The 20,847-nt window shown below is 69.8% G+C and carries 18 protein-coding genes; 10 read left to right on the forward strand and 8 right to left on the reverse strand.

The features are described from left to right. Window positions 1-29: 29 nt before the first annotated feature. Window positions 30-1,607, reverse strand: a complete 1,578-nt coding sequence (gene aceB / locus IEY87_RS27650; protein ID WP_189141697.1) for a malate synthase A — start codon at window positions 1,605-1,607, stop codon at window positions 30-32. A gap of 156 nt (window positions 1,608-1,763) precedes the next feature. Here aceB and IEY87_RS27655 point away from each other — a divergent pair, with 156 nt between their 5' ends. The 6 genes from IEY87_RS27655 to IEY87_RS27680 all read left to right on the forward strand — a co-directional run bounded on the left by IEY87_RS27655 (window position 1,764) and on the right by IEY87_RS27680 (window position 9,921). After that, window positions 1,764-2,453 (forward strand): DUF4097 family beta strand repeat-containing protein, encoded by a 690-nt coding sequence (locus tag IEY87_RS27655; RefSeq protein ID WP_189141698.1) that lies wholly within the window; start codon window positions 1,764-1,766, stop codon window positions 2,451-2,453. Window positions 2,454-2,536: 83 nt separating this feature from the next. Continuing rightward, the gene (gene hflX / locus IEY87_RS27660; RefSeq protein ID WP_189141748.1) at window positions 2,537-3,949 is read left to right on the forward strand and encodes a GTPase HflX; all 1,413 of its coding nucleotides are present in this window, start codon (window positions 2,537-2,539) and stop codon (window positions 3,947-3,949) included. Between the two features lie 415 nt (window positions 3,950-4,364). Then, window positions 4,365-5,573 carry an imidazolonepropionase gene (gene hutI / locus IEY87_RS27665; RefSeq protein ID WP_189141699.1) on the forward strand — a complete coding sequence of 403 codons (1,209 nt, stop codon included), beginning with the start codon at window positions 4,365-4,367 and terminating at the stop codon, window positions 5,571-5,573. Window positions 5,574-5,586: 13 nt separating this feature from the next. Beyond that, window positions 5,587-6,393: a DegV family protein gene (locus tag IEY87_RS27670; RefSeq protein ID WP_189141700.1), complete on the forward strand. Its 807-nt coding sequence runs from the start codon at window positions 5,587-5,589 to the stop codon at window positions 6,391-6,393. Window positions 6,394-6,539: 146 nt separating this feature from the next. After that, window positions 6,540-7,274, forward strand: coding sequence for a ComEA family DNA-binding protein (locus IEY87_RS27675; protein WP_225278200.1), 735 nt, complete (start codon window positions 6,540-6,542; stop codon window positions 7,272-7,274). 34 nt (window positions 7,275-7,308) lie between these two features. Continuing rightward, entirely contained in the window at window positions 7,309-9,921 is a 2,613-nt protein-coding gene (locus IEY87_RS27680; protein WP_189141701.1) for a ComEC/Rec2 family competence protein, read from the forward strand. A gap of 31 nt (window positions 9,922-9,952) precedes the next feature. Here the strand turns inward: IEY87_RS27680 and IEY87_RS27685 are convergent, their stop codons facing one another. Next, on the reverse strand, window positions 9,953-10,846 hold the full coding sequence (locus IEY87_RS27685; RefSeq protein WP_189141702.1) for an alpha/beta fold hydrolase: 894 nt from the start codon (window positions 10,844-10,846) through the stop codon (window positions 9,953-9,955). Window positions 10,847-10,941: 95 nt separating this feature from the next. Between IEY87_RS27685 and IEY87_RS27690 the strand changes: the two genes are divergently transcribed. Together IEY87_RS27690 and holA are read left to right on the forward strand one after the other, a co-directional pair. After that, window positions 10,942-11,421, forward strand: coding sequence for a MarR family winged helix-turn-helix transcriptional regulator (locus IEY87_RS27690; RefSeq protein ID WP_189141703.1), 480 nt, complete (start codon window positions 10,942-10,944; stop codon window positions 11,419-11,421). A gap of 48 nt (window positions 11,422-11,469) precedes the next feature. Then, the gene (holA, locus tag IEY87_RS27695; RefSeq protein ID WP_189141750.1) at window positions 11,470-12,453 is read left to right on the forward strand and encodes a DNA polymerase III subunit delta; all 984 of its coding nucleotides are present in this window, start codon (window positions 11,470-11,472) and stop codon (window positions 12,451-12,453) included. Window positions 12,454-12,701: 248 nt separating this feature from the next. On the opposite strand, the gene IEY87_RS27700 is transcribed toward holA, so the two are convergent. The 5 genes from IEY87_RS27700 to IEY87_RS27720 form a co-directional block, all read right to left on the reverse strand. Further along, complete coding sequence (locus IEY87_RS27700; RefSeq protein WP_189141704.1) at window positions 12,702-13,400, reverse strand: ABC transporter ATP-binding protein; 699 nt, start codon at window positions 13,398-13,400, stop codon at window positions 12,702-12,704. Next, a complete protein-coding gene (locus tag IEY87_RS27705; RefSeq protein WP_189141705.1) occupies window positions 13,390-14,313 on the reverse strand; it encodes an ABC transporter ATP-binding protein in 924 nt (307 codons plus the stop codon). Before IEY87_RS27705 ends, IEY87_RS27700 begins: the two co-directional genes overlap by 11 nt. Then, window positions 14,310-15,194 carry an FtsX-like permease family protein gene (locus tag IEY87_RS27710; RefSeq protein WP_189141706.1) on the reverse strand — a complete coding sequence of 295 codons (885 nt, stop codon included), beginning with the start codon at window positions 15,192-15,194 and terminating at the stop codon, window positions 14,310-14,312. Before IEY87_RS27710 ends, IEY87_RS27705 begins: the two co-directional genes overlap by 4 nt. Before the next feature lie 295 nt (window positions 15,195-15,489). Continuing rightward, a complete protein-coding gene (gene rpsT / locus IEY87_RS27715) occupies window positions 15,490-15,759 on the reverse strand; it encodes a 30S ribosomal protein S20 (RefSeq protein ID WP_189141707.1) in 270 nt (89 codons plus the stop codon). 131 nt (window positions 15,760-15,890) lie between these two features. Then, window positions 15,891-16,883 (reverse strand): glycoside hydrolase family 18 protein, encoded by a 993-nt coding sequence (locus tag IEY87_RS27720; RefSeq protein WP_189141708.1) that lies wholly within the window; start codon window positions 16,881-16,883, stop codon window positions 15,891-15,893. 14 nt (window positions 16,884-16,897) lie between these two features. Between IEY87_RS27720 and lepA the strand changes: the two genes are divergently transcribed. Beyond that, window positions 16,898-18,769 carry a translation elongation factor 4 gene (gene lepA / locus IEY87_RS27725; RefSeq protein ID WP_229699391.1) on the forward strand — a complete coding sequence of 624 codons (1,872 nt, stop codon included), beginning with the start codon at window positions 16,898-16,900 and terminating at the stop codon, window positions 18,767-18,769. Between the two features lie 85 nt (window positions 18,770-18,854). Here lepA and IEY87_RS27730 read toward each other — a convergent pair whose 3' ends face one another. After that, window positions 18,855-20,345: a DUF6297 family protein gene (locus IEY87_RS27730; RefSeq protein WP_225278199.1), complete on the reverse strand. Its 1,491-nt coding sequence runs from the start codon at window positions 20,343-20,345 to the stop codon at window positions 18,855-18,857. A 387-nt stretch (window positions 20,346-20,732) separates the two neighbouring features. On the opposite strand from IEY87_RS27730, the gene IEY87_RS47230 reads away from it, so the two are divergent. Then, window positions 20,733-20,847: helix-turn-helix domain-containing protein (locus IEY87_RS47230; RefSeq protein WP_189141710.1), on the forward strand; the 115-nt coding region annotated here is incomplete at its 3' end.

The raw sequence follows: 20,847 nt of genomic DNA on the forward strand, positions 1-20,847 counted from the left end.
GCCCTATATCTGTAAATATATGGCGACACTTACGGCATGCGGGCGTAGGCGGGAAGCGTCAGGAAGTCGGCGAAGTCGTCGTCCAGCGCCACCTCCGTGAACAGCGCCGTCGCCTGGCCGTACAGCTCCTCGTCGTAACCCGGCTGGGCCGCGATCTTCGCCAGCTCCTCCGCGATGATCCGCTCGACCAGCTCCTTGGTCACCGGCGTGCCGGTGTCGGCGAGGGTGATGTCGTTGTGGATCCACTGCCAGATCTGCGACCGGGAGATCTCCGCCGTGGCCGCGTCCTCCATGAGGTTGTGGATCGCCACCGCGCCGAGCCCGCCCATCCAGGCGGCCAGATAGCGCAGCGCCACGTCCACGTTGTTGCGCAGCCCGGTCTCGGTGATGTCGCCCGGCGTCTCCGAGACGGACAGCAGGTCGTCGGCCGAGACGCTGACGTCCTCGCGCAGCCGGTCGAGCTGGTTGGGCGCGGAGCCGAGCACGCCGTCGAACACCTCCCGGCAGACCGGGACCAGGTCGGGGTGGGCCACCCAGGACCCGTCGAAGCCGTCACCGGACTCGCGCGTCTTGTCCCCGCGCACCTTCTCCAGCGCCGTCGCGTTCACCTCGGGGTCGCGGCGCGACGGGATGAACGCCGCCATCCCGCCGATCGCGTGCGCGCCGCGCTTGTGACACGTACGCACGAGCAGCTCGGTGTAGGCGCGCATGAACGGCGCCGTCATCGTCACCGCGTTGCGCTCCGGCAGCAGGAACTCGCGGCCCCGGGTGCGGAACTTCTTGATCACGCTGAACAGATAGTCCCAGCGCCCCGCGTTCAGCCCCGCCGAGTGGTCGCGCAGCTCGTAGAGGATCTCCTCCATCTCGAACGCCGCCGGGTAGGTCTCGATGAGCACGGTCGCCCTGATCGTGCCCTGCGGGATCCCCAGCAGCTCCTGCGCGCGGACGAACACCTCGTTCCACAGCCGCGCCTCCAGGTGCGACTCCAGCTTCGGCAGGTAGAAGTAAGGTCCCCGCCCCTTGTCGAGCTGCCGCTGGGCGCAGTGGAAGAAGTAGAGGGCGAAGTCGAACAGGGAGGCCGCCACCGGCCGCCCGTCGACCAGGGCGTGCTTCTCGTCCAGGTGCCAGCCGCGCGGCCGGACCACGACCGTGGCCAGCTCGGCGTCCGGCTTGAGCGCGTAGGTCTTGCCGCCGCTCTCGAAGTCGATCGTCCGGTCGAGAGCGTCCCGCAGGTTGAGGTGGCCGCTGACGCAGTTGGCCCACAGGGGGGAGTTGGCGTCCTCGAAGTCGGCCAGCCACACCTTGGCGCCGGAGTTGAGCGCGTTGATGGTCATCTTGCGGTCCACCGGGCCGGTGATCTCCACGCGGCGGTCCTCCAAGCCGGGAGCCGGCGGCGCGACCCGCCACTCGCCCTCCCTGACCGCCTTGGTCTCCGGCAGGAAGTCCAGCGTGCCGCCCGCCGACAGCTCCGCCTGCTTCGCCTGGCGGGCGTCGAGCAGCTCCAGACGCCTGGCGCCGAACTCTCGCTGCAGAGCCGCCACGAAGTCCAGCGCCTGCGGCGTCAGGATCTCGTCGAACCGGTCGAGCATCGGGCCGGTGATCTCCATGGGTCTCCTTTTCCACTCTGTGGAAACCAAGTTTTGTATTATGGAAGGAAAGCTACGCCATAGGGGTTCCACGGGTCAAAGGCGGGGGTTACCCCGGGTGGTGTTCCGGGGCATCCCCGATGTGTGCGGGACCGAACACGGGCGATCATTCAAGGCATGAAGACGATCGCGATCGCGGGTGGACTCCTCGCCTCCGCCGCACTGCTGTCGGGGTGCGGCCTCGCGGGCCTCGGCGGCCCGGCCAACCAGGACACCGTCAGCTACGAGGTGACGGACAAGGTGACCAGGCTCCACGTCAAGAGCGGGTCCGGCGACACCGTGATCACCGAGACCGGCGGCAGCGCCATCCGCGTGGTCGAGACGCTCCAGTGGCGTGAGAGCAAGCCCGACGCCCAGCACTCGGTCGACGGCGACACCCTGTTCATCAGGTACGACTGCGAGCAGAGCTGGGGCAACTGCAGCGTCAACTACAAGATCGAGATCCCCAAGGGGCTGCAGGTGGACGCCGACGCCGGATCGGGCGACATCACGCTCAGGTCCCTGACCGGCCCGCTCAACCTCACCGCGGGCTCCGGCGACGTGGACGCCTCCGGCCTGGCCGGCAAGAAGGTCGTCGCCGAGGCGGGATCGGGCAACATCGAGCTGAAGTACACCACCGCCCCCGACAGCGCGGAGCTGGAGGCCGGCTCCGGTGACGTGACCCTGCACGTGCCCGGCGGCGCCTACGACGTCAAGGCCGAGGTGGGCTCCGGCGAGGAGAACGTGACGGTCGACAAGGACCCGAACTCCCCGCGCAAGCTGCGGCTCACCGTCGGCTCCGGAGATGTCAACGTGCTCGCGGGATAACCAGGTGATTACTTCTGGGATGTCGTGTCACCATCGGGGAAGACACTGAGGTGTCCAGACGTTGCCTATTAGAGATGACACGAATGCACGAATACTCCGCGCTCGACGAGTTCGAGAACGGCGACATGGACCTCGAGGAGCGCCAGGCGCTGCGCCGCGTGGCGGGCCTCTCCACCGAACTCCAGGATGTCTCCGAGGTCGAATACCGCCAGTTGCGGCTCGAGCGAGTCGTCCTGGTGGGCGTCTGGACCTCCGGGACCAGCACCGATGCCGAGAACTCGCTCCAGGAGCTGCGGCTCCTGGCCGAGACCGCCGGCTCCCTGGTGCTCGAAGGGCTCATCCAGCGTCGCCAGTTCCCGGACCCCGCCACCTATATCGGCTCCGGCAAGGCACTGGAGCTGCGTGACGTGGTCGAGGCGACCGGCGCCGACACGGTGATCTGCGACGGCGAGCTGAGCCCCGGCCAGCTCCGCCAGCTCGAGGAGACGGTGAAGGTGAAGGTCATCGACCGCACCGCCCTGATTCTCGACATCTTCGCCCAGCACGCCAAGAGCCGCGAGGGCAAGGCCCAGGTCGAGCTGGCCCAGCTGCAATACCTCATGCCGCGCCTGCGTGGCTGGGGTGGCAACTTGTCGCGCCAGGTCGGCGGTCGCGCCGCGGGCGGCGTCGGCATCGGCGGCCGTGGCCCCGGTGAGACCAAGATCGAGCTGGACCGCCGGCGCATCCGCGAGCGGATGGCCAAGCTGCGCCGCCAGATCAAGGACATGTCCACCTCCCGCGACACCATGCGGGGCCGGCGCCAGCGGCGCGAGGTGCCCGCCGTGGTCATCGCCGGCTACACCAACGCGGGCAAGTCCTCGCTGCTCAACCGGATCACCGGTGCGGGCGTGCTGGTGGAGGACGCGCTGTTCGCCACCCTCGACCCGACCGTACGCCGCGCCCGCACGCCCGAAGGCAGGGTGTTCACGATCGCCGACACGGTCGGCTTCGTGCGCCACCTGCCCACGCAGCTCGTGGAGGCGTTCCGGTCCACGCTGGAGGAGGTCGCCGACGCCGACCTGATCCTGCACGTGGTCGACGGCTCGCACCCCGACCCCGAGGGCCAGCTCGCCGCCGTGCGCGAGGTCTTCGCCACCATCGAAGGCGCGAGCGACGTGCCCGAGATCGTGGTGATCAACAAGGCCGACGCCGCCGATCAGGAGGTGCTCGACCGGATCGCCAGGCGCGAACGGGACAACATCGTGGTCTCCGCCCGCACGGGCACCGGGATCGGCGAGCTGATGGAGCTCATCGAGCGCCGGATGCCTCAGCTGGACCACGAGATCTCGCTGCTGATCCCGTACGACAGGAGCGACCTGATCTCGCGCGCCCACAAGGAGGGCGAAGTGATCTCGGTCGACCACGTCGCCGACGGCACGATCCTGCACGCCCGCGTGCTGCCCAGCCTCCATCAGGAGCTTGCGCGCGTCGGCAAGCCGGTCGAACGCGTCGCTTAGAGGGACGCCTGGGCAGCTCTCGCTCGAAAGGGTGCAGGGCTGCCCAAATGCCGTAGTGGTCCCGCAACGCTGGGATTGCTAGGATTAGCGCAGCCTTACCGATCTAAGGCACAGGTTTCGGATGATGACTCCTGCGATCCAGGAAACACGCGGGAGTCCGTGGGCGAAGGTGTGGCAGGGTGACGGTTGGGATCAGTGAGCTTTCTTCCGAATAACCCTGTACAGCGAGCGCACCTGTGAAATAACGTAACTGAACTGAAATCGCCGGATCATGAGTCCAGCGATACGGTCACCGCAGGCTTTTCGCGGATGAGAGCAGGAGACCCCCCATGTCGTCCGGACCCGGAGCGGACTCAGTGGGCGCGGCGCAGGCAGCCGTGCGCTGTGTGCTGCTCAAGCGTGGGGCGGTGATGCGGTGACCGTTCGGCTTCTGACCAACATCGGCCGCCTCTGGACCGGCAACGAAGTCCTCAGCAACGCGGCCATCCTCGTGCACAACGATCGCATCGCGTGGGTCGGGCGGGCGCCCGACCTGCCGCAGAGCGTGCCCGGTGTCGTCGACGACATCGTGGACGTCGATCATGTCGAAAACCTGGGCGGCGCGCTCGTCACGCCCGGCCTCATCGACGCCCATACCCACCCGGTCTACGCCGGCAACCGCTACGCCGAGCTGGCCATCCGCACCGGCGGCTCCACCTCCGCGTCGATCGCCGCCGCTGGTGGCGGCGTGGGCTCCACCGTCACCGTGACCCGCGGCACCGACCCCTGGACGCTCTGCAACGGCGTACGCGAACGCCTGCGTGACTGGCTGCTGGCCGGCACCACGACCGTCGAGGCCAAGACCGGCTACCACCTCACCCGCGACGGCGAGCTCGCCGACGTGCGGCTCCTGCGCGAGCTGGAGAAGGAGCCGATGATGCCGCGGGTGCACGTCACCTTCCTCGCGGCGCACGTGGTCCCGCCGGAATACTTCGGCCGCCAGCGTGAATACGTCGAGGCCGTGGGCGCCTGGTGCGCCGACGCGGCGGCGGCCGGCGCCGACAGCGTGGACGTCTACTGCGACGAGGGCCACTTCACCACCGAGGAGTCCCGCTGGGTGCTCGCCTCGGGCCGCAACGTCGGCCTGCTGCCGCGCATCCACGGGGGCCAGTTCAGCCGGCGCGGCGCCGTTCAGCTCGCCGCCGAGCTCGGCTGCGCCTCCGCCGACGGGCTGCACCACATGTCCGACGAGGACATCGCCATCATGTCCCGCTACGGCGTGCCCGCCGTGGTCTGCCCGGCCACCGCGCTCCAGCGCGGCAACCTCCCGCCCGTCCGCCAGATGATGAAGCACGGCGTGCAGATCGCGCTCGGCAGCGACCACAACCCCGGACACTGCGGCATCACCTCGATGTCGCTGGTCATCGCGATGGCCGTGTCGGCGTTCGGGATGAGCGTCAACGACGCGCTGCGCGCCGCCACACTCGGTGGCGCCAACGTGCTCGGCGCTCCCGACCGCGGCGTCCTGGCGCCGGGCCGCCTGGCGGACATCGTCCAGTGGGACGCCGACCACGAGGGCGCCTTCGCCTGGTCCTTCGGACTCAAGCCACGCCGGGTCTGGCGGGGTGGGACTCCGGTCCAGTAGTTAACCTCGGTTCATGTCGCCAGCTGTCGCCGTAGTCACCGATTCCACCGCATATCTGGCCGACCTTCCGGGCGTCAGAGCTGTCCCCGTACAAGTGATCTGCGAGGACAAGTCCTGCGATGAGTGGGATTTTTCCGGAGATTTGGCGTTAGCGACCACTTCGCGGCCTGCGCCCGCGCGCTTCGCGCAGTGCTACGAGGAGCTCGCCGCGGCCGGTGCGACGGGCGTCGTCTCCATCCACCTGTCGGGAGAGCTCTCCGGTACGGTCCACTCCGCCTTCGCGGCGGCCGCGGACGCCCCCGTGCCGGTCGAGGTGATCGACAGCCGCTCCATCGCGATGGGCCTCGGCTACCCGGTCCTGGCGGCGGCCCGCGCCGCGGCGGCCGGCGACCCCCTGGAGTCGGTGGCGGAGGCCGCCCGGCGGTGCGCCGAGCGGACCCGCTCGTTCTTCTACGTCGACACCCTGGAGTACATCCGCAGGGGCGGCCGCATCGGGGCCGCGGCGTCGCTGGTGGGCTCGGCCCTCATGATCAAACCGCTGCTGCATCTGGTGGACGGGCGCATCTCGCTGCTGGAGAAGGTACGCACCTCCAGCCGGGCTATCTCCCGGCTGGAGGACCTGGCGGTGCGGGCGGCGGGGGAGGGGGCCGTGGAGATCGCGGTCCAGCACCTGGCGGCCCCGGACCGCGCCGCCTCCCTGGCCGAACGGCTGAGCAAACGGCTGCCTGGACTGGTGAGGTCACAGGTGGTGGAAATGGGAGCGGTGGTCGGAGTCCACGTGGGACCGGGCATGCTGGGACTGACGGTCACCTCGACTTGACCGTGCCGCCGCCTATAAGTGGTCGGTTTTCGAACTGATCATTCTTGTCTCTCGTTGTCCCCAAGGCGGCTGTCGGCTGTGTCGGTTGTCCACAGAACGCTGTTCGGCTGGATGCGTAGGGTGAGCTGCCACGTAGGTTCTCCGCCGTGCGCACTTCAGATCCCACCGCAGAGCGGGCCATAGCCGAGTCCCGGTTGCGATCCATCACCGATCCTGAGCGCGCTCCCCTTCTCGCCCAGGTGCCGGCCACCTTCCAGGCGTTCCGCGCGGCCGTGAGCACCTCGGCGCTGGACCCAGGCAGGCCGGGGCTGCGAGCTCTGCTGGCTTTGGCCGCCGTCGCCGTGCTCGTCGCAGGCTTCTTCCTCTGGCGCTCCCAGCCCACCCCGGAGCCACTGGCCGCCCCCACGCCCATCTCCAGCCCTCAGCCCGCCGCCTCACCCGCCGCCTCACCCCGATCCTCCCCGACGGCCCAGGTGACGGTCCACGTCACCGGCAAGGTGCGCAGACCAGGCGTCTACTCGCTCCCCATGGGCGCCCGAGTGACCGACGCGGTCACGGCCGCCGGAGGCGTGCGCAAAGGAGCGCCCCTCGGCTCGGTCAACCTGGCCAGACGCCTGACGGACGGCGAGCAGATCCTGGTGGGCGCCACCGCCGCGGCTGCGGTTGCCGGCGTCACCCCACCAGAAGCAGCCGTCCTGGACCTGAACGCCGCCACCCCCGACCAGTTGGAGCAGTTGCCGGGCGTGGGAGAGGTCCTGGCCGCCCGCATCATCGACTACCGCACCACCCACGGCGCCTTCACCAAGGTCGACCAACTCCGCGACGTAAGCGGCATAGGGGCAAAGAAATACGAGGAGATCAAGCCGAAGGTACGCGTCTGACATGCCTCCACCCGTCGACCGCGCATGCGCCGGGATGAACGCACCTTCGGCTGCCGCCGGGGTTGCGCCGATTGCGCCCTCCGATTCATCGCGCCCGAAGACCGGAGCCGGCCCTCCGCCTGCCGATCCTCCCGACGGGGAGCTGAGCGACGTCGTCGTCTCCGGTCGCTTCTGGCCGCTCATCCTTCCCGCACTGGCGGCCTGGGCCGGCGCTCTCGTTCTCCTCGGCTGCCCAGCAGCGGTCGGCGCGACGGCGGCGGCCCTGGCCACAGCCGGTGCCGGGTCCGCCGCCTGGCTGGCCCGCCCATCCTCCGGCCGCAACGTGACCATCGCCGTCCTGATCTGTGTAGCGGCCACCGCCGCCTCGATCGCCCTGCGCGTCCACGCGGTCACCACGGGCCCGACGGCCGCGCTGGCGGCCAGGAGCGCGACCGTGACCGCCGAGATAACCCTGACGAACGACCCCAAGATCAGACGCTCCACGACCGCCTACTTCACCCGGGACAGCGTCATAGCCGAGGCCACCCTGGAATCACTCCGAACCGGACGCCAACGCATGGCCGTCCACACCCCGATCGTCGTGTTCGCCAACGGCGCCGAGTGGCGTGACCTCCTGCCCAGTCAACGCCTGCGCGTATCAGGTCGCCTCGCCGCACCCACCTCGGGCACCCTGACGGCCGCCGTTCTCCTGGTTCGAGAGCCACCCCAGATCCTCACGCCCCCTTCGCCGATCCAGACCGTAGCGGGCGCTTTCCGGCAAGGCCTCCGCACGGCCGCCGACATCCTTCCGCCGGATCAGCGCGGCCTCCTCCCCGCCCTGGTGGTAGGCGACGTTTCCCGTATGGACCGGCAGGTGAACTCGGACCTCCAAGAAGCAGGACTAAGCCACCTAAATGCCGTAAGCGGCGCAAATCTTGCCATCGTCGCGGGAGCCGCCCTGGCCCTTTCCCGCCTGGCGGGCCTGCCCCTGGCCCCGCGAGCCGCCTTCGCGGCCCTCGCCATGCTCGCCTTCGCCATAGTGGCCCGACCATCGCCCAGCGTCCTGCGAGCGCTCCTCATGGGCTTGGTAGCAGCCGCCGCCCTCGGCACAGGCCGCGCCAAGGACGGCATGGCCGCGCTCTCGGCCACCGTCCTCCTGCTGATCCTGTTCGCCCCCGAACTGGCCCACTCCTACGGCTTCGCCCTGTCAGTCACCGCCACCGCGGGCATCCTCCTCCTGGCCGCCCGCTGGCGCACTCGCCTGACCGACCTTCACCCCACAACCCCAGACAGGAACTCCTCCACCCCAGCAACTTCCACCGCAGACGACGGCAACGGGGACAATGGCATCCGCACCACGGTGAGCACGCCCGAGAAGATGCGCGTGACGGCATCGGAGCAGCCCATTGGTGAGGTGAGGAGACGCTGGCCTCGGTTGCCTCGGTGGGTGGCGGAGGCTGTTGCGGTGTCTGCGGCGGCGCAGGCTGCCGTCACGCCTGTGCTGGTGCTCATGGCGGGGCAGGTGAGCCTCATAGCCGTGCCGGCCAACCTGCTCGCCGGAGTGGCGGTGGCGCCCGCGACCCTGCTCGGGTTCGTCGCCGCTCTGATCGCACCCTTCTGGCCCGAGGCCGCCCAGTTGCTGGTGATCCCGGCGGGGTACGCGGTGGGCTGGATCATCATGGTGGCGCGGTGGGCCGCGAACGTGCCCATGGCCAACCTCCCGTGGCCGGCAGGCTTGGCAGGGGTGGTCCTGCTGGCGGTCGTCGTAGCCGTGGCGGTGCCGGTGATGAGGCGGCGCGCATGGCGGACGGTCACCCTGACGGTGGTCGGAGCGGCTCTGGTCGCGATGCTCGTCCTACGGCCGATCGTCGCCCCCTGGCCGCCTCCGGGGTGGCTGATGGTGATGTGTGACGTCGGCCAGGGCGACGGTCTGGTGATCGCGGCAGGTCCACAGCAGGCGGTGGTCGTCGACGCCGGCCCGGACCCCTCCGTGATGGACGGCTGCCTACGCAGAATCGGCATCCGCGACGTGCCGCTGGTGATCCTCACACACCCGCACGCCGATCACGTGAACGGCCTCACGGGCGTGCTCCGGCACAGGCGCGTAGGGGCCGTCCTGACCAGCCCGTACCGCGACCCCTCACCACAGGGCGCCCATCTCACCGCGGACCTCGCCCGCCGCCGCATCCCGACATGGACCGCGCAGCCCGGCACGAGATGGCGATTCGGCCCTTCCGAGTTGACCGTCCTCGCCCCCGACCCGGCGAACGGCCGAACGGACGGGCAGGGAGAGGGCAGCGCCGCCAACAACTCCAGTGTCGTGATCCACGTACGCTGGCCCACGGGCTCGGCCCTCCTCAGCGGCGACATCGAGTCCGAGGCCCAGGAAGACCTGCTCCGCGGCCTACTACCGCAGGCCGACATCCTGAAAGTGCCCCATCACGGCTCGCCGCGCCAGGTCCCCGCCTTCTTCCACGCGGTCAAGCCGCGCGCCGCGCTGGTCAGCGTCGGGAAGGACAACGGCTACGGCCACCCCGCCCCCAAGACGCTGGCCGCGCTGCGCCACCTCGGAGCCCGTACCTACCGCACCGACGAATCCGGCGACCTCGCCATCGTCACCTCCGGCACCGGCCTGGCGGTGGTGGCTCGGGGCACCGAGATGCGGTGAGGTCCGGCGACGGCGCGTCACCTCGTGCTGATCAGCCATTGTCGACGCGCTCCACGAAGTTCAGGATGGCGGCGGCGAGCGCTTCGGGGGCTTCCTGGGCGACGAGATGGCCGACTCCCTCAAGCCGTACCGAGGTGACGTCGCCCGCGGCCACCTGGCGGAAGGTCCGCTCGGTGAAGGGGGCGCTGGCCGCGTCGACGGTGAGGACCGGCACGGTCAGGGGATGCGTCTCGGTCAAGGCCTTGGTCCTGCCCGCGTCGGAGAAGAAGGCGGACTGGTAGAGGCCGGCCGTGCCGCGCCACCCGCCGGGGCGCGCGTACGACCGGGTGAACTCGTCGATGTCGGCGTCGGTGACGGCGTCCTTTGTCGCGGTCATCATGGGGTAGGCCCAGTCGGCGAGCAGTTGCCGTTCGTGGCCGGGCAGGAGCATTTCCGGGATGCCCGGGGTACCGAGGAACCCGACGTGCCACGAGCCGCCGTGGTTGACGTCGGCGAGGCTCTCGAGCCCGTACCCGGCCAGGGTCGTCTCGATCGCGGTGAGACTCAGCACCTCGTCAGGATGCGCGGAGGCGAAGCGGAAGCCCGGACCCCCGCTGATGTCCTGGCACAGGGCGTGGACCGGGCCGGAGCCCAGATGACCGACCAGGTGGTGCAGGTCCTCGGCCAAGGTGGCCTCGTCGTAGCCACCGTCGGTGTTGCTCGAGTCGCCGAACCCGCGAAGATCGACGGCGAAGACCCGGTGCGTCGAGGCCAGCAGCGGGATCAGCTTGTGGAAAGCCCACCACGTCTCCGGCCATCCGTGCACGAGCAAGATCGGAGAGCCGGTGGTTCCGGCCGCGACATAGTGCAGCCGGGTGCCGTTGACGTCGGCCAGATGGTGGGTGGCGCCGGGGATGGTAGCGCCGGCAGGCGTGATGGTGGACATGCGTAACTCCTCAGGTCGACCCAGATCGACAGCTTGGCTGTCGATGACAGTAGACAGCCAAGCTGTCTTTGTCAAAGGCTCTATAGGCTGACCCCATGTCCCGATCCGGAGCCGACCTCGCCCTGCTCCTGCTCGGCGGGTTCCGCGCCCTCGCCGACCGCGCGACCGCCGAACTCGCCGCGCGCGGGTACGAAGACGTCCGGCCGGTGCACGACTTCGCTCTGCGGGCGATCCTGTCCGGCGCTGACAATGCCTCCGAGCTCGGCCGGCGGATGTCCATCGCCAAGCAGTCGGCGGCGAAGACGATCGCCGGGCTGGAGGAACGCGGCTTCGTGCGGCGCGAGCCGGATCCGACCGACAGGCGGCGGATCCGCCTCCACGTCACCGAGCACGGACTCGCGATGTTGCGTGAGGGTGAAGCGATCTTCGACGAACTGCGCGAGCAGTGGGAGCAGCAGGTGGGTGCGGACGCCATCAAGGGGCTCGAGGACACGCTTCGCCGGCTCCTCGGAAACAACACAGGCCGGCTCGATACGCCCGGGTGGCTCATGCAGGACCTGGGCGGCGACGCCTGATCAAGCCTGCGGGATGCGGTGAGTTCCAGGTTGTCGGCCGGGCGTGGCATGCTGCTGGACATGGCGGGAACCGATCCAGCACCTGTGACCTTGGTGGTTGGCGATGAGGAGTTGCTGGCCGAGCGGGCGGTGGCGGCCGTTGTCACGGCGGCGCGGGCCGGCGGGGCCGGGGCGGAGGTGCATGATCTGGTCGGATCCAAGGTGGCGACCGGTGAGCTGACGCAGTTGACGTCGCCTTCCCTGTTCGGGGATCAGATCGTGGTGGTGATTCGGTCGGCGCAGGATCTGGTGAAGGACGTCATCGCCGAGGTCGTGGCCTATGCCAAGCGGCCCTCCGACGACGTGGTGCTCGTGCTGGCGCATCCGGGCGGGGTCAAGGGGAAGGCGCTGGTCGACGGGGTCAAGAAGGCCGGGGCCAAGGTCGTCACCATCAGCAAGGTGACCAAGGCCGGAGATCGGCTCGACTTCGTCAAGAGCGAGGTCAAGAGGGCGGGGCGTAACATCTCGCCGGATGCGGCTCAGGCGCTGCTCGACGCGGTGGGCAATGATCTGCGGGAGCTCGCGGCGGCCTGTGGTCAGCTGGCGTTCGACACGCAGGACAAGACCATCAACCTCAATGCGGTGGCCCGCTATCACAAGGGGCGGGCGGAGGTCACCGGGTTCAATGTGGCGGACTCGGCGGTGGAGGGGCGGCTGGGGGAGGCGCTGGAGCAGTTGCGGTGGGCCCTCGGCACCGGGGTCGCCCCCGTCCTGCTGGTGAGCGCGCTGGCCGGAGGGTTGCGGTCCATCGCCAAGGTGGGCGGCGCACCTCGTAATCTGCGTGGGGGGCAGTTGGCCAGCCAACTGGGGATGCCGCCGTGGAAGATCGACCGGGTCAAGCGGCAGCTCAACGGCTGGGGCCCCGAGGGGCTCTCCGACGCCATGCAGGCGGTGGCCGACGCTGACGAGCAGGTCAAGGGCGGCGGCGCCGACCCGGCCTACGCACTCGAACACACCGTCCAGGTCATCGTGGCGAGCCGCACCGGCCGCTGACCGCCGCACCTCTGAGCCGCTTGCTCCGGGTGCGCCGCTTGCTCCGGGCTCGCGCTGCCCGACCTCGTGGACCGGAGGCCGCGCATTCGTCCGATCCCGTAGAGCGGACTGGTCCTGGCCTGCGAGAGCTCATACATGGTGGGCGGGCTCGTACGAGGGTGAGAGGGCTCGTACGAGGATGGGAGAGCTCATTACATGGCGGGCGACCTCGTACAGGGTGGGAGGGGTCGGGGGCTGATTCGTGGGGGTCAGGTTCGCTGGAGGGTGGGCTCGTGGAGGGTGCCGTCGGTGAGCTCCAGGACTCGGTCCGCGAGGGTGATGAGGTTCGGGTCGTGGGTGGCTACCAGGGCGGTGACGCCCTCGCTGCGGACCAGGGCGCGCAGCAGTTGCATGATCTGGCGACCGGTCTGTGAGTCGAGTTGCCCGGTCGGCTCGTCGGCGATGAGCAGGCGGGGGCGGTTGGCGAGCGCGCGGGCGATGGCGACGCGCTGCCGCTGGCCGCCGGACAGCTCGTAGGGGCGCTGGTTCACGTGCTGCTCCAGGCCGACGAGGGAGAGCAGCATGCGCACGCGTTCGTCTCGTTCCCGTGCGGGTGTGCGCGCCAGTCGCATAGGGACGCCGACGTTCTCGGCCGCCGACAGCACCGGGATGAGCCCGAACGACTGGAACACGAACCCCACCACGTCGCGCCGCAGCGCCAGCAGGTCGTTCTCCGTCAGCGCGGTCACTTCGTGCCCGGCCACGAGCACACGCCCCGCGTCGGGCCGGTCCAGGCCGCCGATCTGGTTGAGCAGGGTGGTCTTGCCCGAGCCGGACCGTCCCCGGATGGCGATCAGCTCTCCGGGGAACGCCTCGAAGGACACTTGCCGCAGGGCGAGGACCTCCTTGGGGCCGCTGCGGTGGACCTTGCGCAGCCCTTCGGCGACGACCAAGGGCTCACTGCTCATCGGAGGGCTCCTCTCGGGCCGGCCATACGCCGATATGGTCGGATTCCAGCTCAAGGCGTACGCGGCGTTCCGTGGTGAGCGCGTGCATGAAGTCGCGGGGGAGCTGGAGCCGGCCGACGCGGTCGAGGACGGCGTACTCCTCGGCGACGATCTGCCCCGCCGCGTCCTCGTGCCTGAGCGTCTCGCTGCTGGTCCGCCCGTCACGGATGCCGACCGTGCGGTCGACCCGCTCCGAGACCAGCGGGTCGTGGGTGACGACGACGACGGTCACGCCCAGCTCCCGGTTGGCCTTGCGGAGCGCGTCGAACACCTCCTCCGACGTCTCGCTGTCGAGCTCGCCGGTCGGCTCGTCGGCGAGGATGAGCTGCGGCGCGTTCGCCAGCGCCACCGCGATGGCGACGCGCTGCTGCTCGCCGCCGGACATCTCGGGCGCTTTGCGGCCGGCGCAGTAGCCGACGCCGAGCAGCTGCAGCAGCTCCGCCGCCCGGCCCCGGCGGGCTCGACCGGCCAGTCTCATCGGCAGTTCGACGTTCTCCCGCGCCGACAGGTAGGGCAGCAGGTTGCGCGCGGTCTGCTGCCAGATGAAGCCGACCACCTCGCGCCGATACCGCAGCCGGTCCTTGGCGGTCATCGCGAGCAGGTCCATGCCCCCGACCTTGGCCAGCCCGGCGGTGGGGACGTCGAGCCCGGACAGCACGTTCAGCAGCGTCGACTTGCCCGAGCCGGACGCGCCGACGATGGCGAGCAGCTCACCCTTCTGGATGAGCAGGTCGAGGCCTTGCAAGGCGACCACTTCGACGCCCTCGGTCTTGTAGATGCGCACCAGGTTGTCGCAGACGATGTGCGCGTCGCCGCCGAAGGCGGCCCTGCGGTCTCCGGCCCGCGCCTCCAGTTCGGACAGGGTCGGGTTCATGTGAGGTCCCCCACTCTGAGTACGGCGCCGAGGCTGCGGCGGCGGCTGATGGCGGTGTGCGCGTAGGCGCCGAGCACGGCGACGACCGCGAGCCCTCCGGCCAGCGCGGTAGGCGTGATCAGGTCGAGCTCGTAGTCGCCGACGGGCAGGCCGCCCGCGTAGGCGGACAGGTCGACGCCGGGTCCGAGCGCGGCCGGCAGGCCCAGGCCGAGCGCGAGGCCGGCCAGCGTAGTGACGAGGATCATCGGCAGGATCTCCAGTACGGTCAATCGCTCGGCCTGCCGGTCCGACAGGCCGAGCGTGCGCAGGAACGACAGCGCCCTGGCCCGGTCGGCGGCCCCGATCACCAGCGTGATGACGACCGCGATCAGCGCGTAGCCGGTCAGCGCGACCGTCACCACGAGCAGGGTGCCGCTCACCGTGCTGGTCAGCGGGTCGTGCTGGATGGCGGCCAGCACGCCGGCCCGGGACTCGACCCTGGCCTGCGGGACCGCCCGCGCCAGCGCGGCCTCCTGAGCGTCACCGCTGATCAGCAGCGTGTTGACCACCGGGCGACGATCGACGTCGAACGGCACGACAATGAACTTGCCCTCGGTGAAGAAGCCCGGCAGCGTGGCGATCACCCCCTGCGTGGTGATCCGCAGCCGGGACCGCCAGCCGATCTCGAACGTGCCGCGCCCGCAGAGCTCCGGCGAGACCAGCGCCGGGATGCCGGCGGGCACTGCGGGCACGGCGGGCGTGGCGGAGGCGGCGGGCGTGGCGGGCAGGACGATCGGCGTGCCGGCGAGCAGCTCCCGCCACCGCGCCAGGTCGACCGCGATGATCTGAGCCCGTTCGGGCGTGTGGCCGACCTGCACCGTGGCGGTCTGCACGGGCACCACAGCGCGACGAGGTGGTGGTGGCGAGCAGGATCGAGCCGAACGCCGCCAGCAGGAGCAACGGCTCGCTGAACGCCCGCTTGACGACCAGCGGCCCCCGCATGCGATCCCCTTCGCCCCGTTAGGGGAACCCTCGGGGAGCGAGGCCGGGGAGGGCAAGGAGATCGTTCAACGGTGACGCAGCCGATGCGCTGCGGCGATGCGCATGTGATATCGAAACTGTGACAAAGTTACGAAGGTCCGGACAACAGAAAACGCCGCACCCCGGATGGGGAGTGCGGCGCTCCGATGAGCGGGCCTACTTGGCGGCGAGCGCCGAGGCCTGCTTGGCGATCGCCGACTTGCGGTTGGCGGCCTGGTTCTTGTGGATGACGCCCTTGCTGACGGCCTTGTCGAGCTCACGGGAAGCGACGCGCTGCAGCGTCACGGCCTGCTCAAGGTCGCCCTGCTCGGCAGCCTCGCGGAACTTGCGGACAGCGGTCTTCAGCGAAGACTTGACATGCTTGTTGCGCAGACGGGCCTTCTCGTTCTGCCTGTTGCGCTTGATCTGGGACTTGATGTTCGCCACGAAGAAGCCTCGGTGAAAGTCTGGGTGATGGATGGGCGCGCGGGCTCGATGAGAGGGCGCGCCACACGCAAGTGAACAGAGTACCAATAACCCAGGAGGCTGCTCAAATCAACGCCCGGGGTCGTGGCCTTTCAGGATAGCCACTGTGCCGAGTATTCCTGCCAATCCTGCTCGGTCGCGGCGAAGTCCACATAGAGCGCCAGGCCGAACCGCTCGCGCCTGCCGTGGTCCGACAGGGCCAGCTTGGCGCCCTGCGCGGCCAGGGCGACGCTCTCGGCGGCGTCGCTCCAGGAGATGCCATGGTCATGGTAGGCCGGGGCGCCGATGAAGACGCTCTTGGTCTCCGGGACCAGGTCGAGGGCCAGCGCCGCCTGCCGTACGACATGGCCGCCGTACAGGCTCTGCAGGGGCATGCCGGAGTCGTAGGACATGACGGCCACCTGGTCGACGCGGTCGACGACCTGCTTGAAGTAGCCCTGGGACCAGTATTTGTCGTGGTCGAGGGTGGCTCTGGCGGCCACGCGCATCAGGAGGTACGGCTCGATCTGCGGGGTCGAGGTGGACAGCAGCCTCGTGTGCTGCCTGGTCCGGTCGAGCAGGTCGAGGAAGTCGGTGTCGCCGTCGTCCAGGGGCTCGAAGTTGTAGTGGATGCCGTCGTAGCCGGTCTTCATGATGGCGGCCACGCCGTTCAGGATGTTCTGGCGGGCTTTCGGGTCGGCCATGTTCAGGCGTCCCTGGTCCACTTTCTGGCCGAGCCAGGCGGAGACGCGGATGCCGGGTAGTTGTTTCTTCACCCATTGGACGAAATTTCCGGCGTTGGGGTATTTGGCGGGATCTAGGCGGCCGTCCATGGCGAACGGGCCGGAGTGGACGTACAGGTCCTTGATGCCGGTGGCGCGGAGCCGGGTCGCGAGGCGTGCCACATCCTGCTCGGTGCGGCGGCCGTCGACCCACATGTGACCCAGCCACAGGGCGTCATTGCCGGTGCTCTTCGCCCAGCCCTCCGGCGCGCCGGTAAACTGAAGGCGGAACGCGCCGGCGATGACGACGACCAGCGCGACCAGGACGGCCAAGGCAAGCGCGAGCACGCGCAGGCCACGGCGGATGACGGTTCGGGCAATCACCCGGGCATGTCACCATGAAAGACTGCTCGACCTCAACCCTGTCGAAATGGACTTCGGTGCGCACTCAGCCTGGCCAGACCGACCCCGCGTTGATCCGCAACTTCTGCATCATCGCGCACATCGACCACGGCAAGTCGACCCTTGCCGACCGAATGCTGCAGATCACCGGAGTGGTGGACGACCGCTCCATGCGCGCCCAGTATCTCGACAGGATGGACATCGAGCGCGAGCGCGGCATCACGATCAAGTCGCAGGCCGTGCGGCTGCCCTGGGACGGGCACGTGCTCAACATGATCGACACTCCGGGCCACGTCGACTTCACCTACGAGGTGTCCCGTTCGCTGCAGGCGTGCGAGGGCGCGATCCTGCTGGTCGACGCGGCCCAGGGCATCGAGGCGCAGACGCTGGCCAACCTCTACCTGGCGATGAACAACGACCTGCACATCATCCCGGTGCTCAACAAGATCGACCTGCCGGCGGCGCAGCCGGAGAAGTTCGCCGAGGAGCTGGCCGGCCTGATCGGCTGCGACCCCTCCGACGTGCTGCGGGTGTCGGGCAAGACCGGCGTGGGGGTGCGGGAGCTGCTCGACCACGTGGTCCAGACGGTCCCGCCGCCCGTCGGCGACGCCGACGCGCCCGCCCGCGCGCTGATCTTCGACTCCGTGTACGACACCTACCGGGGCGTGGTGACCTACCTGCGGGTGATCGACGGCCATCTGGGCAAGCGCGAGCGCATCCTCATGATGTCCACCAAGGCCGCGCACGAGACCCTTGAGATCGGCGTGATCTCGCCCGAGCCGAAGGTGTCCGACCTGGGACTGGGCGTCGGCGAGGTCGGCTACCTGATCAGCGGCGTCAAGGACGTGCGCCAGTCGCGGGTCGGCGACACCGTGACCACGGTCGTCAAGCCCGCCGAGGAGATGCTGGCCGGCTACGACCACCCCCGCCCGATGGTGTTCTCCGGCCTCTATCCGATCGACGGCGACCAGTATCCCGAGCTGCGCGAGGCGCTCGACAAGCTCCAGCTCAACGACGCCTCCCTCATCTACGAGCCGGAGACCTCGGCGGCGCTCGGGTTCGGCTTCCGCGTCGGCTTCCTGGGCCTGCTGCACATGGAGATCATCCGTGAGCGGCTGGAGCGGGAGTTCGGCCTGACGCTGATCTCCACCGCGCCCAACGTCGTCTACCGGGTGATCATGGAGGACGGCAGCGAGCTGACCGTCACCAACCCGTCGGAGTTCCCCACCGGCGGCAAGATCGCGCAGGTCTTCGAGCCGGTCACCAAGTCGACGATCCTGGCTCCGGCCGAGTTCATCGGCGTGATCATGGAGATCTGCCAGGGGCGGCGCGGCCAGCTCCTCGGCATGGACTACCTGTCGGAGGACCGCGTCGAGATCCGCTACACGCTGCCCCTCGGCGAGATCATCTTCGATTTCTTCGACCAGCTCAAGTCCCGCACCCGCGGCTACGCCTCGCTGGACTACGAGCCGGCCGGGGAGCAGGAGTCCGAGCTGGTCAAGGTGGACATCCTGCTGCAGGGCGAGGCGGTCGACGCCTTCAGCGCCATCGTGCACAAGGACAAGGCCTACGCCTATGGCGTGGACATGGCCAAGAAGCTGCGCGAGCTGATCCCCAGGCAGCAGTTCGAGGTGCCGATCCAGGCCGCGATCGGCGCCCGCGTCATCGCCCGCGAGAACATCCGCGCCATCCGCAAGGACGTCCTGGCCAAGTGCTACGGCGGTGACATCTCCCGTAAGCGCAAGCTGCTGGAGAAGCAGAAGGAAGGCAAGAAGCGGATGAAGATGGTCGGCCGCGTCGAGGTGCCCCAGGAGGCCTTCGTCGCCGCCCTGTCGACCGACTCCAGCGCCGACAAGTCCAAGAAGTAGCCGCCCAGGACCGCGAGACCCGCTCAGGACCGCGAGACCGCTCAGGACCGCGAGACCGCTCAGGACCGCGAGCGGGCGGGCCTTCCTACCTGGTCCTGGGTGGCCGGCTGCGCAGCACGTAGGCGATGAGCACGGCGGCTCCTGTCAGCGCCTGGGCGGCCAGCAGGGCGGTGAGGTCGGCAGGTGGCGTCGTCAGGGCCACGAAGGCGGGCAGGCAGCCGAGCAGCGCCAGATCGACCCCGGTGAACGCCCAGAGCATCGGCCCGGTCGGGATGGCGCCGCCCGGCGTGTCGATGACCGGCATCGAATGGTCGACCGGCGCCCTCCTGGCCATCCGCAGGGCCGCCGCCGCCAGCGCGGGCGCCACCAACGGCCCGAACAGCCACAACGCGCCCACACCGCCAGGTTCGGCCGCTGTCAGCGCCGCGGCGATCCACCCGCCGCTGAGCAGCGCGGGCAGTAGGGCCCGTGCCAGCAGGGCCTGCCGCGTTCCCACGCCGAGCAGCCGGGCCAGCGCTGGGTTGTCCTGGTCCCTGCGGGCTCCGGAAACGCCGGTGGCGGCCACGGCCAGCCCTCCGGCCAGCACGCTCACTCCCACCAGCGCGCCGCCCCCGCCCGCCTGCGCGAGCACGGCGGGCAGGGCGGCCGAGGCCGCCACCACCGCCAGCCGCCCCGGGCGGCGCACGAGCCGGAGCCAGTCCGGCAACGCCATGGCGAGCGGCGCGGGCATCGACGGCCAGCGCGCCGAGCGCAGCTTGCGGCCCCGCCAGTGGTTGTCCTCGGCGATCCAGGCCAGCGCGCCGGGATCCAGCACCACCGCCGCCGTCGCCACCTGCCCGGCCCTCGTGGAGGCGGCCAGCAGGGGCCCGGCGGGCATCCGGCCGAGCATCGCCCACGCACGCCGTACCAGAAGAGCAGCGAACAGCGCGGCGCCCGCAGCGGCGGCGGCCACCGCCGTCACAGGCGCGCCCGCCATGGCGGCGAGCGGCGCCCGCACCGGCCCGAACGCCGCGACCACGGCCACGACCAGCAGCACCGCCAGCGCCACCGACAGCCACGCGTGCCAGGTCTGGGACGCCTGGCCGAGCACGGCCAGCGCCATCCCTCCCGCACTCGCGGACAACCCCAGCACCATCGCGCCGACGAGCCGCCAGACGAGCTGGTCGGGCGCACCCAGTACGGCGATCAGGCCCAGCCCCAGCAGGCCCCCCGCCACCAGCGCGACCATCGCCAGCGCCCGCGCGGAGCGGCTCAGCACGGCTCGCCGATCCAGCGGCGTCAGCACCAGCCACGCCGCGTCGGCCGCAGGCAGCGTCACTGGCCCCAAGGCCCGCGCCGCGGCCAGGCCCACCGCCACCGACAACGCCAGCAGCGCCAGCCCTGGCCCCAGCCGGGCAAGGTCCGCCTGCCCGGCCAGCCCCTCCACCACCTCCCCAACAGGCCGGCCCAGCACCGCCACCAGCAGAGCCAGCATGAACCCGGAGGTGTAGCGGTCGCTCAGGCGGGCGGAAGTACGACGCCGCGACCGTACGAACGCCCGCACCTCCCGCACGGAGCGGGCAGGGTCGGCGCTCACGTTGATCTCTTCGCGGTGCCAGGGGTGTTGGCGGTCACGTGGCTTCCTTGGCGGTGCTGGGAGTTTCGGTGCTCACGTGGCTTCCTTCGTGGTGCTGGGGGGTTGATAACCGCTGTGGTTCGTATCAGTGTTCGTCAGTCTTCATCTGGGTTTCTGCAGCGCGATCGCGGTCTGTCACGTGGCGATCGGGGTTGGCTCAGTGGTCTGCGAGCTGACGGACGGCATGACGAAGCACTGTAGGGGACTGCGGCTTGGCGCCGCGCCTGCCCGGCGCTGCCTACCCCACCCTTCGCAGTCGCGGTAAGCACGCAAGGAGTTACTCATCGTACGGTCATGCTGATAGAGTGATTCGTACACACTCTCGAATATGCGAGGGAGGGGCGGGTCATGCGGGTCGTGCAGGCCTACCGTTTCGCGCTGGACCCCACCGCGCGCCAGAGTGCCGCGCTGGCGTCGCATTGCGGGGCGGTGCGGGTGGCGTTCAACTGGGGTCTGGCGCAGG

Source organism: Nonomuraea glycinis (assembly GCF_014646515.1).
Taxonomy (GTDB): Bacteria; Actinomycetota; Actinomycetes; order Streptosporangiales; family Streptosporangiaceae; genus Nonomuraea; species Nonomuraea glycinis.

Excerpts from the sequence above, each read along its gene's own strand:
- aceB (WP_189141697.1), bottom strand. The coding sequence starts at position 1,607 with ATGGAGATCACCGGCCCGATGCTCGACCGGTTCGACGAGATCCTGACG.
- IEY87_RS27655 (WP_189141698.1), top strand. The coding sequence starts at position 1,764 with ATGAAGACGATCGCGATCGCGGGTGGACTCCTCGCCTCCGCCGCACTG.
- hflX (WP_189141748.1), top strand. The coding sequence starts at position 2,537 with ATGCACGAATACTCCGCGCTCGACGAGTTCGAGAACGGCGACATGGAC.
- IEY87_RS27670 (WP_189141700.1), top strand. The coding sequence starts at position 5,587 with ATGTCGCCAGCTGTCGCCGTAGTCACCGATTCCACCGCATATCTGGCC.
- IEY87_RS27680 (WP_189141701.1), top strand. The coding sequence starts at position 7,309 with ATGAACGCACCTTCGGCTGCCGCCGGGGTTGCGCCGATTGCGCCCTCC.
- IEY87_RS27685 (WP_189141702.1), bottom strand. The coding sequence starts at position 10,846 with ATGTCCACCATCACGCCTGCCGGCGCTACCATCCCCGGCGCCACCCAC.
- IEY87_RS27690 (WP_189141703.1), top strand. The coding sequence starts at position 10,942 with ATGTCCCGATCCGGAGCCGACCTCGCCCTGCTCCTGCTCGGCGGGTTC.
- holA (WP_189141750.1), top strand. The coding sequence starts at position 11,470 with ATGCTGCTGGACATGGCGGGAACCGATCCAGCACCTGTGACCTTGGTG.
- IEY87_RS27700 (WP_189141704.1), bottom strand. The coding sequence starts at position 13,400 with ATGAGCAGTGAGCCCTTGGTCGTCGCCGAAGGGCTGCGCAAGGTCCAC.
- IEY87_RS27705 (WP_189141705.1), bottom strand. The coding sequence starts at position 14,313 with ATGAACCCGACCCTGTCCGAACTGGAGGCGCGGGCCGGAGACCGCAGG.
- lepA (WP_229699391.1), top strand. The coding sequence starts at position 16,898 with ATGAAAGACTGCTCGACCTCAACCCTGTCGAAATGGACTTCGGTGCGC.